This window comes from Dietzia sp. B32, assembly GCF_024732245.1.
Taxonomy (GTDB): domain Bacteria; phylum Actinomycetota; class Actinomycetes; order Mycobacteriales; family Mycobacteriaceae; genus Dietzia.
Map to the genome: position 1 here is coordinate 1,464,987 of NZ_CP093845.1, position 15,691 is coordinate 1,480,677.

Annotated in this window: 14 protein-coding genes; 5 read left to right on the top strand and 9 right to left on the bottom strand. The window is 71.2% G+C overall.

Going from position 1 to position 15,691, the window contains the following annotated elements; genetic code table 11:
• Window positions 1–23: 23 nt before the first annotated feature.
• On the bottom strand, window positions 24–311 hold the full coding sequence (locus L8M95_RS07010) for a helix-turn-helix transcriptional regulator (protein WP_260488765.1): 288 nt from the start codon (window positions 309–311) through the stop codon (window positions 24–26).
• A 109-nt stretch (window positions 312–420) separates the two neighbouring features.
• Here L8M95_RS07010 and L8M95_RS07015 point away from each other — a divergent pair, with 109 nt between their 5' ends.
• The 4 genes from L8M95_RS07015 to L8M95_RS07030 are packed head-to-tail and all read left to right on the top strand — an operon-like array spanning window position 421 to window position 5,507.
• Entirely contained in the window at window positions 421–2,067 is a 1,647-nt protein-coding gene (locus L8M95_RS07015) for an ABC transporter substrate-binding protein (RefSeq protein WP_260488766.1), read from the top strand.
• Window positions 2,034–3,059 carry an ABC transporter permease gene (locus L8M95_RS07020; RefSeq protein WP_260488767.1) on the top strand — a complete coding sequence of 342 codons (1,026 nt, stop codon included), beginning with the start codon at window positions 2,034–2,036 and terminating at the stop codon, window positions 3,057–3,059. Before L8M95_RS07015 ends, L8M95_RS07020 begins: the two co-directional genes overlap by 34 nt.
• On the top strand, window positions 3,052–4,821 hold the full coding sequence (locus L8M95_RS07025; protein ID WP_260488768.1) for an ATP-binding cassette domain-containing protein: 1,770 nt from the start codon (window positions 3,052–3,054) through the stop codon (window positions 4,819–4,821). Before L8M95_RS07020 ends, L8M95_RS07025 begins: the two co-directional genes overlap by 8 nt.
• The gene (locus L8M95_RS07030) at window positions 4,818–5,507 is read left to right on the top strand and encodes an ABC transporter ATP-binding protein (RefSeq protein ID WP_260488769.1); all 690 of its coding nucleotides are present in this window, start codon (window positions 4,818–4,820) and stop codon (window positions 5,505–5,507) included. The genes L8M95_RS07025 and L8M95_RS07030 overlap by 4 nt, the downstream gene beginning before the upstream one ends.
• 161 nt (window positions 5,508–5,668) lie before the next feature.
• Here L8M95_RS07030 and ccsB read toward each other — a convergent pair whose 3' ends face one another.
• The 5 genes from ccsB to L8M95_RS07055 all read right to left on the bottom strand — a co-directional run bounded on the left by ccsB (window position 5,669) and on the right by L8M95_RS07055 (window position 11,697).
• Window positions 5,669–6,667, bottom strand: a complete 999-nt coding sequence (gene ccsB / locus L8M95_RS07035) for a c-type cytochrome biogenesis protein CcsB (RefSeq protein ID WP_260488770.1) — start codon at window positions 6,665–6,667, stop codon at window positions 5,669–5,671.
• Entirely contained in the window at window positions 6,664–8,325 is a 1,662-nt protein-coding gene (locus tag L8M95_RS07040) for a cytochrome c biogenesis protein ResB (protein WP_260488771.1), read from the bottom strand. Before L8M95_RS07040 ends, ccsB begins: the two co-directional genes overlap by 4 nt.
• Window positions 8,326–8,468: 143 nt before the next feature.
• Window positions 8,469–10,127, bottom strand: coding sequence for a hypothetical protein (locus tag L8M95_RS07045; protein WP_260489310.1), 1,659 nt, complete (start codon window positions 10,125–10,127; stop codon window positions 8,469–8,471).
• 218 nt (window positions 10,128–10,345) lie between these two features.
• The gene (locus L8M95_RS07050; protein ID WP_260488772.1) at window positions 10,346–10,897 is read right to left on the bottom strand and encodes a DUF3558 domain-containing protein; all 552 of its coding nucleotides are present in this window, start codon (window positions 10,895–10,897) and stop codon (window positions 10,346–10,348) included.
• Window positions 10,898–11,271: 374 nt separating this feature from the next.
• Entirely contained in the window at window positions 11,272–11,697 is a 426-nt protein-coding gene (locus tag L8M95_RS07055; protein WP_260488773.1) for a hypothetical protein, read from the bottom strand.
• Between the two features lie 407 nt (window positions 11,698–12,104).
• Here L8M95_RS07055 and L8M95_RS07060 point away from each other — a divergent pair, with 407 nt between their 5' ends.
• Entirely contained in the window at window positions 12,105–13,427 is a 1,323-nt protein-coding gene (locus L8M95_RS07060) for an HNH endonuclease signature motif containing protein (RefSeq protein ID WP_260488774.1), read from the top strand.
• 20 nt (window positions 13,428–13,447) lie between these two features.
• Here L8M95_RS07060 and L8M95_RS07065 read toward each other — a convergent pair whose 3' ends face one another.
• The 3 genes from L8M95_RS07065 to L8M95_RS07075 are packed head-to-tail and all read right to left on the bottom strand — an operon-like array spanning window position 13,448 to window position 15,537.
• A complete protein-coding gene (locus L8M95_RS07065) occupies window positions 13,448–14,308 on the bottom strand; it encodes a cytochrome c biogenesis CcdA family protein (protein ID WP_260488775.1) in 861 nt (286 codons plus the stop codon).
• Window positions 14,305–14,913 (bottom strand): TlpA disulfide reductase family protein, encoded by a 609-nt coding sequence (locus tag L8M95_RS07070; protein ID WP_260488776.1) that lies wholly within the window; start codon window positions 14,911–14,913, stop codon window positions 14,305–14,307. Before L8M95_RS07070 ends, L8M95_RS07065 begins: the two co-directional genes overlap by 4 nt.
• A gap of 3 nt (window positions 14,914–14,916) precedes the next feature.
• Window positions 14,917–15,537 (bottom strand): histidine phosphatase family protein, encoded by a 621-nt coding sequence (locus L8M95_RS07075; protein WP_312027456.1) that lies wholly within the window; start codon window positions 15,535–15,537, stop codon window positions 14,917–14,919.
• Window positions 15,538–15,691: the final 154 nt, after the last annotated feature.

Sequence of the window (15,691 nt, forward strand, 5' to 3'; positions counted from 1 at the left end):
TGCCGAGGTGTTACCGCCGGGATTCAGTCGTGGCGCGCGCCCATGAGGTGCAGGATCCGGTGCACGGTGTCGTCGACGAGGGTGTAGCGCACGATGCGACCGTCGGCCGCGTCGCGGGTCGCGCTGACCCAGCCCTGCTCGCGCAGGATCCGCAGGGCCTGGGAGGCCGCATTGCGCGTGATGCCGACGGCCCCCGCCAGGTCGGACACCGTCGCGACGCCCGGCCCGGCGTGGTGCATGTGCGCGAGGAGACCGAGGCGGGTGGGGTCGGCGAGCAGGTCGAATCGCGCGGCCCAGTCGTTCACGTCCATCGGCTCACGTCCATCGGTTCCTCCGTAACAGCCGCGACACATTCTGCCTCTACGCTCAGCGCGCTAGGTGTCCGGCCGGACACGTATCTCCCGTGGGCAGGAGACGCACTTGAGACCGTTCTACGCCGTCGTCGGTGTGGGCCTCGCACTGGCCCTGGTCGCATCGGGATGCGCGATGCCGTCCGCCGGCGGTGGCGGCGGTGGCGGCGGTGGCGGCGGCGGCGGCCGGATCGTGCTGGCCGACTCGGGGCCGCTGGGCGAGTTCAACCCGGTCGCCGGGTACGGCTCCACCGGCGTCTCGCCGCTGTACGAGGGGCTGCTGCGCCCGGCTGCCACGGACGACGAGACGCTGCCCGACCTCGTGCCGTCCCTAGCCGCAGCCGACCCGGAGGTCAGCGACGACGGGCTCACCTGGACCGTCCGGTTGCGCGCGGGAGTGCGGTTCCACGACGGCAGCGCGCTGGATTCCGGGGACGTCGCCGCCACCTACCGGGCGGTGGCCGATCCGGTGTCGGGCTCGCCGATCGCGTCGGATTACACCTCGATCGCCCGGATCGCCACGCCGGACCCGCTCACGGTGGAGTTCGGACTCGAGGCACCGGACCCGGGGATGCCCGCGCGACTACTGCTCGGGATCACCCCGTCCGAACTGCTCGCGCCGGGGCCGGCGGCGGAGTCCCCGCTCAACACCGCGCCCGTCGGCACGGGGCCGTACCGGTTGGAGCGACTCTCCCCCGGCGAAGCCGTGCTCGTGGGCGATCCCGACCACCGCGACGGCGCCCCCGACGTCGACACCCTCGTCCTGCGATCGGTGCCCGACGAGAACGCCCGCGCCCAGATGGTCCTCACCGGCGAGGTCGACGGCACCGTCCTGCCGCCCGCACTGGCTGCCGGGCTCGCCGGCCGCGACGGGCTGGAGCTGGTGTCGGTGGGCAGCGCCGACTGGCGGGCCGTGGCCCTGCCCACCGCGCACCCCTTCACCGGCGACCCGGCGGTCCGGCGCGCGTTGTCGCTGGCCGTGGACCGCGAGTCGCTGGTCGAGTACGTCCTGGCCGGACACGGCCGGCCCGCCACCTCGCCGATCACCGACGCCTACCCGGAGCACGAGCCGGAGGGCGAGGCCGGTGAGCAAGCCCACGCGGACCCGGCCGCGCGCCGGGCCGAAGCGCGGGGCCAGCTCGCGGAGGCCGGGTGGCGGCCCGGGCCGGACGGGGTGCTGGTCCGCGGGGGCTCCGCCGACAGGGCAGAGTTCGTGCTGGCCTATCCCGCCGCCGACTCGCTGCGCCGCGAACTCGCCTCGGCGGTGGCCGACCAGCTGCGCGAGGTGGGCGTGGCCGTGGAACTGTGGGGCGGGACGTGGGACGAGATCGAGGCCCGCGCCGGGGAGGTGGCGGTCCTGCTCGGCGGCGGCGACAACCCGTACACCGTCGACACCCAGGCCTACCGGACCCTGCACTCGCCGACCCCGCTGTCCGGACCGCTGGACAACCCCGGCGGCTACGGCGACGCGGACGTCGACCGCGCCCTCGACGCCGCCCGCCGCGCCGCCGACCCGGCCGAACGGACCCGCCTCTACCGGCAGGCCCAGCGGGCGTACCTCCAGAACCCCGGGCACCTGTTCCTCGTGACGCTCGACCACACCTATCTCGTCCGCGACACCGGCCACACCGGCCCCGCCCCGATCCTCGAACCGCACTCCCACGGCTCGACCTGGGGTCCGTGGTGGGCGATCGCGCACTGGACGGCCCGCCCGTGATCCGGCGACTTCGTGAACGGCGGGCCGACCTCGCACGCGTCACGGCCCGCCGGGCGCTCGCCGCGCCGATCGTCGTGCTCGCCGTGACGCTGGCGGCGTTCGTCATGGCCGACGCGTCACCGCTCGACCCGCTGGCCGCCCACCTCGGCGACGGGTACGAACGCCTGACCGACGCCGAGCGCTCGGCCGCCGCCGTCGCCCTCGGCGTCGATCGGCCCTGGTGGCAGGCCTGGACACTGTGGATCGCGGGACTGGCGACCGGCGATGCCGGCTACTCCCCCACGTACCGCCAACCGGTGCTGGACGTGCTCACCGAGCGGCTTCCGTGGACCGTGGGACTGTCGGCGGTGGGGTTGGGGATCGCCCTCGTCGTCGTCGTCCTCTCCGGCCTCATCGCGGCGGCGCGCCCCCACGGCGCGGTCGACCGGGCACTCGCCGGGGCGGCGGTCGCGCTGAGTTCGATTCCGACGTTCGCGCTGGCCCTGGGCTCGGTCGCGGTGTTCTCGGTGGCGCTGGGGTGGCTGCCCGTCTCCGGTGCGGCCCCGCCCGGGCAGTCGGCCACGGTGGGCGGCGTCCTGCGCTACGGCGTGCTGCCCGCGGTCGTGCTGGCCGCCGGGCAGGTGCCGTGGATGCTGCTCGCGTACCGACGGGCGGTGCTCGACGCGGAGGCGTCGCCGGCGGTCGCCGAGGCCCGGGCGCGCGGCCTGAGCGAATGGACCGTCCTGACCGGGCACGTCGCTCCCGTGGCCTGGGCGCCGCTGGTCGCGCTGCTCGGCTCGCGGGTGCCCGAGGTGATGATCGGATCGCTGGTGGTGGAGACGGTGTTCGCCTGGCCCGGGTTGTCGTCCGCGACCGTCGACGCCGCGCTGGGGGCCGACTTCGCCCTGCTCGCGGCGGTGACGGTCGCCGCCGCGCTCACCGTTCTGGTCGGCACGTGGCTCGCCGACTGCCTGCTGCTCATCGCCGACCCGAGGGTGCGGATCGATGCGTGATCGGTCGGTGGCGCGGGGGTCGGTGGCGCGGGGGTCGGTGGCGCGGGGGTTGTCCGGCCGCCGGGCCGCGGGGACCGTGCTGCTGACGGTGCTCGTCGCGTTCGCGCTGGCCTGGCCCGTGATCGCGCCCGCCGGGATGGCGGCGTCGGGCTACCTGTCGGCCGATCTGCCACCGACGTGGGCGCACCCGATGGGCACCGACGGGCTCGGCCAGGACCTGTCCGTGCGGGTGGCTCAGGCGCTGCGGGTGTCATTGGCGGTCGCCGCGGGTGCGGCCGTGCTCGCCGGGGCGCTCGGCGTGGCCGTGGGGGCCGCAGCCGCGGCGGTCGGAGGTCGGATCGATGCCGCACTCATGCGGTGCACCGATGCGGTCGCCGCCGTTCCGCACCTGCTCGCCACCGTCGTGGTGGTGGCGCTGTTCCGGGGCTCGCTCGCCGCCATCGTGACGGCACTGGCGCTGACGCACTGGCCCGCCGTCGCGCGGGTGGTGCGGGCCGAGGCGCAGAAGGTCATGGCCTCGCGATACGTGGCCGCCTCCCGCGTTGCCGGTGCGTCCCCGCTCCAGCTCGCGCGGTGGCACGTGGTTCCGGCCGTGGTGGGGCAGGCCGGCCTGGCGATGGTGCTCATGGTCCCGCACGCGGTGTGGCACGAGTCGACGCTGTCGTTCCTGGGCATCGGGATGCCGCCCGAACGACCGAGCCTGGGCACGCTGATCGCGCTCTCCCAGTCCGGCCTGCTGCTCGGCCGGTGGTGGCCGCTGATCTTCCCCACCGCCGCGCTCATCGCGGTGACCGTGGCGGTGGCGCTGCTGGGGCCCGGGTCTGGGCGCCGGGGGCGCGGGGCGGTGGGGCGAGGAGCGGTGCGGGGCGGGGCGGGGCGGCGAGGAGCGGTGCGGGGCGGGGTGCTGCGGGGCGGGGCCTCCGACCGCGACGACCACAACCCCGACGACGACGAGGTGGGCGCCTGCCGCGCGGGCCTGACGGTGGTCGATCTCGTGGTGGCGCACCCCGGCCGCAGCTCGAACGCGAGGGCGGGCATCGGACCGGACCCGGGCGCGGGGGCCGACCGGGGCCCGGGCACGGTGACGGCCGTCGACGGGGTGTCCCTGAGGATCACGCCGGGCCGGCTCGTAGCGCTCGTCGGTCCCTCGGGCGCCGGCAAGTCCAGCCTGCTCGACGCGTGCGCCGGGCTGACGCCCCCGGGAGCGATCACCACGGGCCGGATGGAGGTGGGCCCCGGTGGGTCGACCGGGCACGTCCCCCAGTCCGCCGCGTACGCGTTCACCCCGACCCGGCACGTGCGGGGCCAACTCGAAGAGGGGCTCGCGGTGACCCGCGGGGGCAGTGGCTCCCGCTGCGCCCGTGACGTCGACGCACTGTGTCGCCTGGTGGGGGTCGATCCCGCCCTGGCCGACCGGTACCCGCATCAGCTCTCCGGCGGCCAACTCCGCCGGATGGCGATCGCGGCCGCCCTGAGCGCCGGGCCCACGGTGCTGCTCGCCGACGAGCCCACCACCGGGCTCGACCCCGACCTGGCCGTGCGCGTCCTGGCCCGGCTTCGCCGCCTCGCCGACGAGACCGGGATCGCCGTGCTCCTCGCGACCCACGATCTGGACGCGCTCGACGCGAGCGGCGTCGCGGACGAGGTCCTCGGAATGCGCGGGGGGCGATTGCAGGGGGCGGCGCCTGACTCCGTGTCAGCAGCGTCGGCGGCGGCGGCGGCGGCGCCTTCCACACCGCCCGCGGAGTTGGTGTCGTCATGACCCTGTCCGCACGCGGGGTCGCCTTCCGGCACGCTGGGCCCGACGGATTCGCGTTGCCACCGACCGACCTGACCGTGCACGGGGGCCGGATCACCGCGCTCGTGGGCCCCTCGGGAACCGGCAAGACCACCCTGGCACACCTGATCACCGGGCTGCTGACACCCGCAGCCGGGTCTGTGACGGTGACCGACGAGCCCGGGACGCTGACCGGCGGCTCGCGTTCCCGGTCGGTGCGGCCCCGGCCGGTGCGACCCCGGCGCGGCCGGCTGCCCGGGCACACGGCACTGCTGGATCAGGACCCCGTGGCGGGAGCGGACCCCCGGATGACGCTCCGGCGGATGATCTCGCTGCCGGGGCGGCTGCGCGGGACCACGGTGGACGTGGACGAACTCGCCCGCGAGGTCGGACTAGACCCCGGCCTACTCGACCGCCGGCCCGGACAGGTCTCCGGCGGACAGCTCCACCGCGCCTGCCTCGCCCGGGCCCTGGCCCAGCGGCCGCGCTACCTGATCGCCGACGAGCCCACCGCGCATCTGGACCCCGAAAGCTCCGAGGCGATCGCGGCGGTCCTGCGGGCTCGCGCCGACCGGGGGCTCGGCGTCCTCGCGATCACCCACGATGAGCGGCTCGCGGCCGGGTGGGCGGACGTCGTCCACACGATGGCGGCCCCGCCGGGTCCGTCGTGACCGCGGCCGTCGCGACGGGTCTAACACAAGTGCCGACACGAAAGCTGGGCCGAAACCACCACAGCCGCGCGCTCCAGAGTCATCCGGACGGGATATATAGCAGCAGGATGACTCTGAGGCGCGCGGCTGTGGGAGACGCGGCTGCGGCCGGCCCGCGGCGACTAGTTCAGACCGGCGTAGGAGTGCAGGCCCGAGACCACGATGTTGATGAAGAACAGGTTGAACACCAGCACCACGAAGCCGGCGATGTTGATCCACGCCGCCTTCTTGGGCCCCCAGCCGGAGGTCGCGCGGGCGTGCAGGTAGCCGGCGTAGAGCACCCACGAGATGAACGACACCGTCTCCTTGGGGTCCCAACCCCAGAAGCGGCCCCACGCACTCTCGGCCCACACGGCGCCGAGCAGGATGCCCACGCCGAAGACCGGGAAGCCGATGACCGTGGTGCGGTAGGCCAGACGGTCGAGGGTCTCGGCGGCCGGCAGCGGGCGAGCCAGGCGGGCACCCCACCCGGACTCCTGGCCCTGCGGCTGCCACACGCGGATGAGGTACATGATCGACACGACACCCGGGATGAGCAGGATGCCGGAGCCCAGCGCGATGATCGACACGTGGATCGGCAGCCAGTACGAGCGCAGCGCCGGCACCACGGGAGCGGCGTCGGAGTACAGGTGCGTCCCGCCGAAGAACAGCAGGACCAGGATCGGCACCAGCAGATACGGCCACACCACCTGCAGCGCGGGCTTGCGCAGCCAGATCAGCCCCGCCGCCACCGCCAACAGCGTGCTACCCAGGATGAACTCGTACATGTTGCCCCACGGGAACCGCTCCGTGGACAGCCCGCGCAGCACGAGCGACCCGGCGTGGAACACGAACCCGAGCACCACGAACAGCTGCGCGATCCGCGCCCAGCGCACGTTGCCGGCCGAGGCCCGCTCCTCGTCGCCGGTGTCGGTGAGGGACCGCGACTCGGTCAGCCCGGTCCCACCGGCCGTGACCAGCTCCTTCTCCGAGACCTTGGCCACGCGGAAACCCGCGTAGTAGATCAGCGACGCGATCAGCGCCAGTGCATAGATCCCGAAGGCCGTCCGGAACGCCAGGTCCGAGTAGGTGGCCAGCGTCTCGTCGATGGGCAGGCCCTGTGCGAGGGTCAGAGTGATCACCGGGTGTCGTCCTTCCGCGCGGCGTCGGCGGCGGTGCCGCGACTAGTTGAAGTGTGGCCCGCGTCGGCATCACCCGGCAACACGGGTGTGACGGACGACGCCGAGACCAGCCGGTCGCGGAGCTCGTCGAACTCGCTCCCCCAGCCCGATCGGTCCGTCTTGGCGAGGCCACCCAGCTCGACGCGGGTGACCTCGTCGTCGTCGACACTCACCCGCGCCCAGATCCTCCGGCGCCGCACCATCAGGCTGAGCACCAGTCCCGCCATCATCACGGCGGCGGACACGCCCACCCAGATCTGCGTGGGGTCGGAGGAGACCTGGATGTTGACGAACTCCTCGGCGCCGTCGAAGCGGACCGTGGTGCCGTCGGCGAGAGTGGTGGTCTCGCCGGGCTTGAGGTTGACGCGGGCCTCGCGGTTGAGCGCGCCGGACTCGATGAGGTCCGGCTCGAGCGAGAAGATCGACTGCGGGCGGCCGGTGTCGAGGCCGGCGTCACCGCGGTAGACGTCGATCGCCACCGCCGGGTCGTCCATGCGGGGGAACCGCGAGCTCAGGAGGGTGCCGTCGAACTGGGCGGTCGGGGCGAACAAGCCCTGGATGGCGATCTGCTGCGTGCGCCGCTCGGCCAGATCCGGGTACAACCCCGCCGGCGGGTCGAAGCGCATGATGCCCGAGGAGAGGAACGTCTGGAGCTCGGTCGGCGACCAGTGCTGGGTGTCCGTGCGGGTCTCGCCGTTCGGGAACGTCACCGTGAACGTCGGCGCGAAACCGTGACCCTGCAGGTAGACGCGGGTGGACCCGATGCGCAGCGGGTGGTTGACCCGCATCTCGAACGGCTCCCACGTGTCGGGGTCGGTGGTGGTGACCTCCTCGGTGTAGCGCACGTTGGAGGTGAACATCTCGGCCTGGCCGTTGGGCAGGTAGTCGGCACGGAAGTCCTCGATCTTGATGCAGAACTGTTCGAGGTCCGTCCCGTCGACCAGTAGGCCGGCGCGGAACGAGTCGTAGGCGCTGGGGGTGGTGTTGCAGAACGCCGGGGAGTCCGGGGTGGCGACGACGACGCGCATGCCCTCGGCGTAGACGAACTTGCCGGCCGCGAACATGATGAGCAGCGCGAGCAGGCCGAAGTGGAACACGATGTTGCCGACCTCGCGTGAGTAGCCGCGCTCGGTGGACAGTTCGATGGTGCCGGGGACACGGCCGTCGCCGTCGTTGCGCCGGACCCGGCCCTTGAGCTCGCGGCGGATCTGATCGGCGGCCTGTTCGGGCGTGGCGGTGGTGCGGTACGCGGCGTGGTGGGGCAGGCGGGACAGGTTGCGCGGGGTCAGCGGCGGCGGCGTGCGCAGCTGGCGGACCAGTTCGAAACAGCGCGGGGTGAGGCAGCCGACCAGCGAGACGAACAGCAGGACGTAGATGGCGGTGAACCACCAGCTGCTGAACACGTCGAACAGTTGGAGCTTGTCGTAGGTCTCGCCCAGCCAGCCGTTCTCGGCGATGTACTCGTTGACGTTGCCCTCGTTGAGACTGCGCTGCGGCAGGAGGGCGCCCGGGATGGCGGCGACGGCCAGCAGGAACAACAGGATCAGCGCCGTGCGCATGGCGGTGAGAGTGCGCCACGCGTTGCGGAGGAACGCGGTGACGGCAGCGGTTCTGGGCATGTGATCCATCTGCGGGTCGCGGCGCGCCGAGGCGGCTCGGCGCCGGTCGCACCCAGGCTAGTAGGGCGACCCTGAGCGGATCCTGGCAGGGTGTGGCCGTTCGGGGTGGGTGTGGCGGCCGTCTCCGTGGGGGGCGGACGGGGTCACTGACGGTTGGCGCCTCCGCCGGTGTAATCGCGGCCGATCACGCGGCCGCGGGCAGGTTCGGGCTGGTCGGGAGTCAGGGAGGCGGGGTCTTCGGCGGGTTTACGGCCGAGCACCGCGGGCGCGACCTTGACCGGGTCGCCGATGATCGCCGTCGTGTTGGTCGCGTTGGTCAGATAGCTCGCGGGGGTGTGCCCGCGACGGTCGTTGTTCTGCCCGGCTCCCGCGGCGCCCATCATTCCGCCCATCGGCATCGCACCGGCTCGCCCAGCCTGGGCCGCACCGGTCGACGACGACGAGAACGCCCCCGCACCCGGTCCCGCAGCACCCGCACCTGCCGAACCGGCCCCGGGGACCCCGGCGGCCGGACCGCCGGAACCGAATCCAGCCAGCGTTCCGGCTCCGCCCATCCGTGACGCGCCGGCACCTGCGCCCGCTGCCGCAGCGCCGCCACCACCGACCAGCCCGGCCGACGACCCGAACCCGCGATCATGGCTCCGATTGTTGCCAGCGGTTGCTCCCCGGATCCCGCGGATGCCGCCCGCACCGGTGGCCCCGGCGCCGGACTGCTGACCGTGCGCACTAGGCACCGGTGCGAACGGTGCCCCGGCAGCGGTGGTGGCCGCGTTGACGCCACCGCCCGCACCCGGATGGCCCGCAGCCGGTGCTGCCGCTCCTCCCCCGTCTCCCGCGCCCGCCCGCGCAGCCAGGAGCGCCTGCTGCGTGGCTGCGTCCGTGGCCGCGGCTGGCGAGTTCGCCGTCGTGACCCCTGCGCCCGCAGCGCCGGGAGCCCAGGCCACACCCTGTCCTCCGACCTCCGCGCCGTCGACACCGCCCGTGATGGCGGCGATCGCAGCCGGGTTCGGCGCTGCGGGTTGGGCTGGCCGCGGGATGCCCTCCGTGTTCCAGATCCGGGCCATGTCGATGCCATTCGGCCCACCCAGGGCCGAGGTCGACACCACCCGGTACGCCGCGGTGAAGTCGAGGTCGTCGAGGTTGGCGTCCATCACCGCCGGGCTGTACTCGGTGTTCACGATCGCCCTGGCCTGCTGTTCTGCCGCCTCGAGCCGTGCCCGCGACGCCGCGGCAGCAGACGGCGCCACCGGACCGTGCTCGTCACCGGAGATCTGCGCGATCCTGGCCTGTGCGGCCTGCTCGGCCACGTTCCTGCGGGTCGTCACGAATCCCTCATGCGCGCGCCCGGCCTTGGCCGCGACCTGCTCCAACTCCCCCGAAAGCGCGATCGCAGAATTCACCAGCCCCGACACCGAATCCTGCGCGCTCGCGGCGAACTCACCCTGCCAGCCGCTGCCAAGCACATTGCCCAATTCGCTCTGAAGCTGAATCGCAGCGGTACTCAAGGCCTCGGCTACGGCGGTGGCCCGCTCCCGGATGTCACTGAATTGGCTCGGTTCCAACGCCTCAGCACACTGCGCGATCCGCTCGAGCGGTGAATTCGACACGTCCTCGGGCCCGACCCGGCCGTACGCGCCCATCACGCACATCTCGTCCAGGGAGAACACATCCGTGTCACTCGCATGGATCAGCCCGAGGCTCTGCAACCCGGCAGGCTCCTCAGCCGCCTTGGACAACGCCCCCGCCAACGCCTCATCCTGCGCCTCGATAAGCCCGCCGGCGGCGGCGAAGAGTAGCGACATTGCCCGTGCTTGATCTACGAACCCATTGAGTAACGTCCTGAGGTCATCATCCGCGAATAGGGAATACACCGTCCCTAGTTGTTTTGCAGTCGAGAAGGCGCCAGTTGAACTTCGGGATGCCTCGACAAACTCGAAGTTGGATGCCGATCTCACTACTGCGGCGAAGTCGTTGCACTTTTGGACGCAGACCCGAGCCACACCATCCTCTAAGTGAAGAGTCACTTGAAGTCCCCCTCTGGCACAAATTTTAGGAGCGGAGCAATTGCCTGGTCGAGGGCGTCACAGGCCTCCACAAAGCGGTTTCCACGAAACTCGCCTAGGCCATTCACCACGTCCACCTTGATCCACGTTGCCCCTCGACTGGTAAAGAACAACTGGAGACATGTACTGCCCGTTTGGTCGCCTACCTCCACCATTCGCATTCTCCGGCCGCCCTGCTCAACCTGCCTAAGGCTCTTATCGTTCAGGAACTGGGCTCTCGATTTCCATGAAGCTGCGGCTGTGACGTGCACTTGTTCGTTCGTCCACCCACATGCCATCAAGCTTCCTGGTTCGTGCCTAGTGAGGCTGCTATTGGGATCGACCTTTGCGCCAACCCCCTCCTCGATAGCCTCGATCGGGATCTCGGCACACGGGTCGAACAGGGCAGGCCTCTGCTCGATCGGCAGGTCCCAGGGATTGCCCGGGTTTTCGGTGACGGTTGGGCTCGTCGTCGTCTCATCCCCCCCGTCAGCCGACGCGCACCCGGACAGCACCACCCCGGCGGTCACCAACGCGGCTACGAAAGCTTTACTTCTTCCCACAACCTGTACGACGGGCCGAGCCGCCGAACGGTTCCCCCGACTTGACGAATCGTCCGCCAGACCGAATCGGCGCAGTTCAGAGGGGATGCGCTCAAGGTGGTAGAGGCTCACGCTCAGAGATCATCGCAGTCGTCACCGGCCGACGGGTGGGTCATCACAGCCGCGGGCCCGGAGAATCCTTCGCCCGCCATGGAACCAGACGGCTGCTTCGCTGCGTCGTACATGCGATTCCGCCCGAAGTGGGCGGGGAGATCATCTGGGGAGAATTCTTCGCCTAGTCCGATACCAGCGGCGGACAACTGCGCTGGACTCGTGATCCGGTCGCGACATACGTGTCAGTCTCAGTTGTTGAGCAGATTCCTGCATTCCTCTTCAGTCGATTGCTCGAGGCACTCCATCCATCGGACCTGCTCATCAACCCAGGGGTGCCGGGCTTCCTGCCCCACATCCTGTCGCCACAGATAGTTGTCACAGAGGATCGCAACCCCACTGGCGTCAACCGCCCTGCGGCCGATATCCGCTCCGATACAACTATCGCCGAGCTGTGGCCCTGCCTGCCGCATCGCCTCGTTGGCTGCCGGGTTCGGTGCCAACTGCGGGTCGCGCGACCACGCGGCACCGTCGGTGTACTGCAGACGGGCGCAATAAGCGGTCACACCGTCGGCGAAGACGGCCTGCGCTCCGCGGGGCCCGCACTCAGCACCCTCGGTCACGATCGCCTGAGCCGGCGCAGCCGGACTGCGGGGCGGCTCGTAAAGCGGTGTCATGGAGGTCGGTGTTGCGACCTCCTTCGAAAGGGGCGATGCGGCCGCGGTCGCAACCGGTGACGACGACGCGGCGGATGTGGGAGCCGGCTCCGGTGCCCCATCAGCGTCTCCTCCGGGACCACCGCACCCGGACGCAACGATGAGCACCGTCGTCATTGCACCGACGCCGATCACTCTGACTCGATCCGTGGCCACGTTCATGTGATCAGTATTGACACCGCCCCCTTGGCCGGGGGCCCTGTTGTACAAATTAGTTGACGCCGCGCTCCTCAAAGACCAGAGGAGTCCGCGTGCAATTGGGCGAGTAGCCCTCGAACACTCGGCGATGACGGCACCGGCGTTCCTCTTTCGCCTACGTGAACTGGGACGACGTGTTTGTGTCGTACCCCGATGATCTAATCGAACACATGAGCGACACCGAGGCGGGAGCGACTGCCAGTAGCGAGCTGACTGCCGTGCTGTCCGCGCTCGATGCACATCTACTGAACGACTGGACCGAGGCGTCCGCCGCTGAGCTACACGCCGAACTGGTCGCGCTCGAACAGGCCCAACGCCGCATCCGCACCGCCCGGCAGATGGGGTTCATCAATGAGCGCCAAATGCTCACCGGCGGCCTCGGACTCGCACCGGGCGATGCCCGCGGCCGGCTCGACGACTCCGCCATCGCCGACACCGCCCGCATGCGCGCCACCGCCGAGGGCACCCTGTCCGCCGGACATCTCAAGGTCATCAACACCGCCCTGGCCGCTCTGCCCGACGACTACGACGACGAGGAGCGCGCCCGCCTGGAAGCGCAGCTGATCGCCCTGGCCGCCGACCAGTGCACGACCCGCCGCCTCCAAGAACACGCGCACCGACTCCTGGACGCTGTCGATCCGGGGCGCACCGAGCGCGGCGCAGAAGATCGAGCTCGCCGCCGCTCGGTCACGTGCGGGGGCCAAGGACTGGACCTGATGGCCCGCGCCTCGATCACCATGGACCCCCAACTGGCCGCGTTGATGCGCGAGGTCCATGCCCGCTGGGGCCAACCCGGCCGCCTGTGGCCAGATCCGGAAGAGAAGGACACCCGCACCGACGGTCAACGAATGCACGATGCGATGGTCCACGCCCTGCAACTCGCCCTCTCGGCGGACGCCACCAAGACCGGCGCTCCGGCAGCGATCGTGGTGCGTGTCGACCTCGACCAGCTCGCCACTCTCGCCGGCTGCGGCGAGACCGACGGAGGGATCCGCGTACCCGTGCCCCAGGCACTGGCCATGGCCCGCGGCAACCACTGGTTCCTGGCGCTGTGCGACAAGGAGATCGACCTGCGGCTGTTCCGGAGTCGCCGCACCGCCTCCCGCTACCAACGCCTGGCTCTGTTCGCCGCCTACGGAGGCTGCACACACCCCGACTGCGACCAGGACGCCAGACATTGCGAAGCCCACCACGCGGGCAGACCCTGGGCCGCCGGCGGCCACACCAACATCGACGAACTCGCACTGGCCAGCGGCGACTGCCACGCGATGATTCACGAGACCGGCTGGTCGACCGAGCCCGACCCGCACGCACCTCAGGGCGTCAGATGGATCCCACCCGCCGGCACACCACGCGCGGCCAACCCACCACCACCGAAACCCGGACCCCCACCACCGACACCACTCGACGCACCGATACTGCCGTACGCCCTCCTCCGCGATCTGGATGCGGCGGTCGCTGACCGGCTCGATTCAGGCCAGGAGGCGGCGTGACGCCGCGCGGTCCGCTCGGGTCAGATGGGCAGCGTGGTGTCGGAGATCGCGAAGTCGCGCAGCCAGTCGATGAACAGCGCCCACCCGCCGGACAGCAGCAGCAGGCCCACGATGATCAGCATGACGCCGCCGAACACCTGGATGGTCCGGGTGTGCCTCTGCAGCCAACCGACGGTTCGCATCGCCCAGGTGGAACCGAACGCCACGATGACGAACGGCAGACCGAGTCCCAGGCAATAGGCCACGATGAGCAGCACCCCGCGTGCGGCGTCGACCCCGGTGCCCGCGGCGACCGACAGGGCTGCGGCCAGCGTCGGTCCCAGACACGGGGTCCAGCCCAGGGCGAACACTGCCCCGAGCATGGGGGCGCCGATCCAGGTGGACAGGGTCTTGGGCTGCATCCGGGTGTCGCGCTGCAGGGTGGGAACGAGGCCGATGAAGACGAGCCCCATGAGGATCGTGACCACGCCACCGAGCCGCTGCAGCAGTTCCTGCTGGGGGGCCAGGTACTGCACGGTCCCCAGAACCATGGCGCTCAGCATCACGAAGACCACGGTGAAACCACCGACGAACAGCAACGACGCGCCCACCACCCGGGCCCGCGAGGATCGTCGGGTGCGCCGCTCCTCCATCGTCAGGGTGGCGGTGGCGGCACGCTGGCGCTCGGCGGCGGCAGCGGTAGCCGGAGGACGCTCGGCGCCCACGACACTCGCGAGGTACGCCAGGTAGCCGGGAACCAGCGGGATCACACACGGCGAGGCGAACGACACGAGTCCCGCCAGCACGCATGCCCCCAACGCCAGCAGGATCGGGCCACTGGCCACGGTCTGCTGGAACGTCTCCCCCACGCTCTGCGCGAGCAGGATCACCTCCGGGTTCACACCGGCTCGACCTCCTCGGCGAGGATCGCGTTGACGGTCTCGCGCAGCTTCTCGTCGGTGATCTCGGCGAGGTACACGGCGGCCACGCGGTGCTGCTTGTCCAGGATGATCGTCGCCGGAACCACGGAGGTCGGGAACCCTCGCAGCGCGGCGACAGCGGCGTTACTGGGATCCCAGATCGAGGGGAACGTGATGCCGTTGTCCTCGACGAAGTCGACCGGCTTCTGCCGGTTGGGGTCGCGCAGGTTGATGCCGAACACCGTGGCGCCCTTCGGCTCGAACTCCTCCTGCAGACGCTGCAGGTCGTCGGACTCGGCGCGGCACGGCCCGCACCACTGGCCCCACAGGTTGAGGATCACGACCCGGCCCTCGAAGTCCTCCTGCACGGTGAGTGTGCGATCGGGGTCGAGCAGGTCGGGCCCGGTGAGCGTGGCGACGGGCTTGCGCTCGGCAGGGGGGTCGTAGTGGATCTCGATCTGCCCGTCGGGGCTGACGAACTCGAACGTCTCCGGGCCCACCACCACGGCGTTATCGCCGGTCGCGCAGCCGGCGGCGAGGGCACCGGTCAGCAACAGGGCCCCGAGGACGGCCTTGGTCTTGCGCATTGTTCAGGCTCCAGTCTGCGACGGGTCGGACGCCCCCGCCGGTTCCGAGTACACGATGTCCCGCAGCGTGGTTCCCTCGAACACCAGCGACGTGATCGAAGCCAGCGAGCACTGCCGCTTGCGCGGGTCGTGCCACAGGCGCCGCCCCTCGAGGAAGCGGCGCGTCGTGTACACCGGCAGCTGGTGGCTCACCAGGACGGCCTCGTGCCCGCGGGCGGTGTCGAGCGTGGAGTAGACGGCGCCGATCATCCGATGCGCGATCTGGAGGTACGGCTCGCCCCACGACGGGCGAAGCGGGTTGAGCAGGATCGGCCAGTACTGCGGGTCGCGCAGGGCGCCGCCGGGGCCGCCCACTTTGCGTCCCTCGAAGCGGTTGTCCGCCTCGATGATGTCGGCGTCGATCCCCACCGGCAGACCGAGAGCCTCGGCCAGCGGGGCGGCGGTCTCCTGGGCGCGCTGCAGCGGCGAGGCCACGATCGACACGATGTCGTGCCCCTGCCCCAGCACCCTGCCGACGGTCTCGGCCTGACTCCGCCCCAGCTCGGAGAGCCGGTAGTTGGGCAGCCGACCGTAGAGGACGCCCTCGGGATTGTGTACCTCGCCGTGGCGCACCAGGTGCACGATCGTCTGCGTCTCACCTGCGCGTGCCGAGGTGTCGCGGGGGGTCGACGACGACGAGACGGGCTGTCCCGGAGCGGCGATCGTCCCCGGCTCGGCCCCGTAGGACGCGGACCCCTCCGGCTGGGTCTCGACGGGAGGTTCCTCCGGGGCCGCGGTG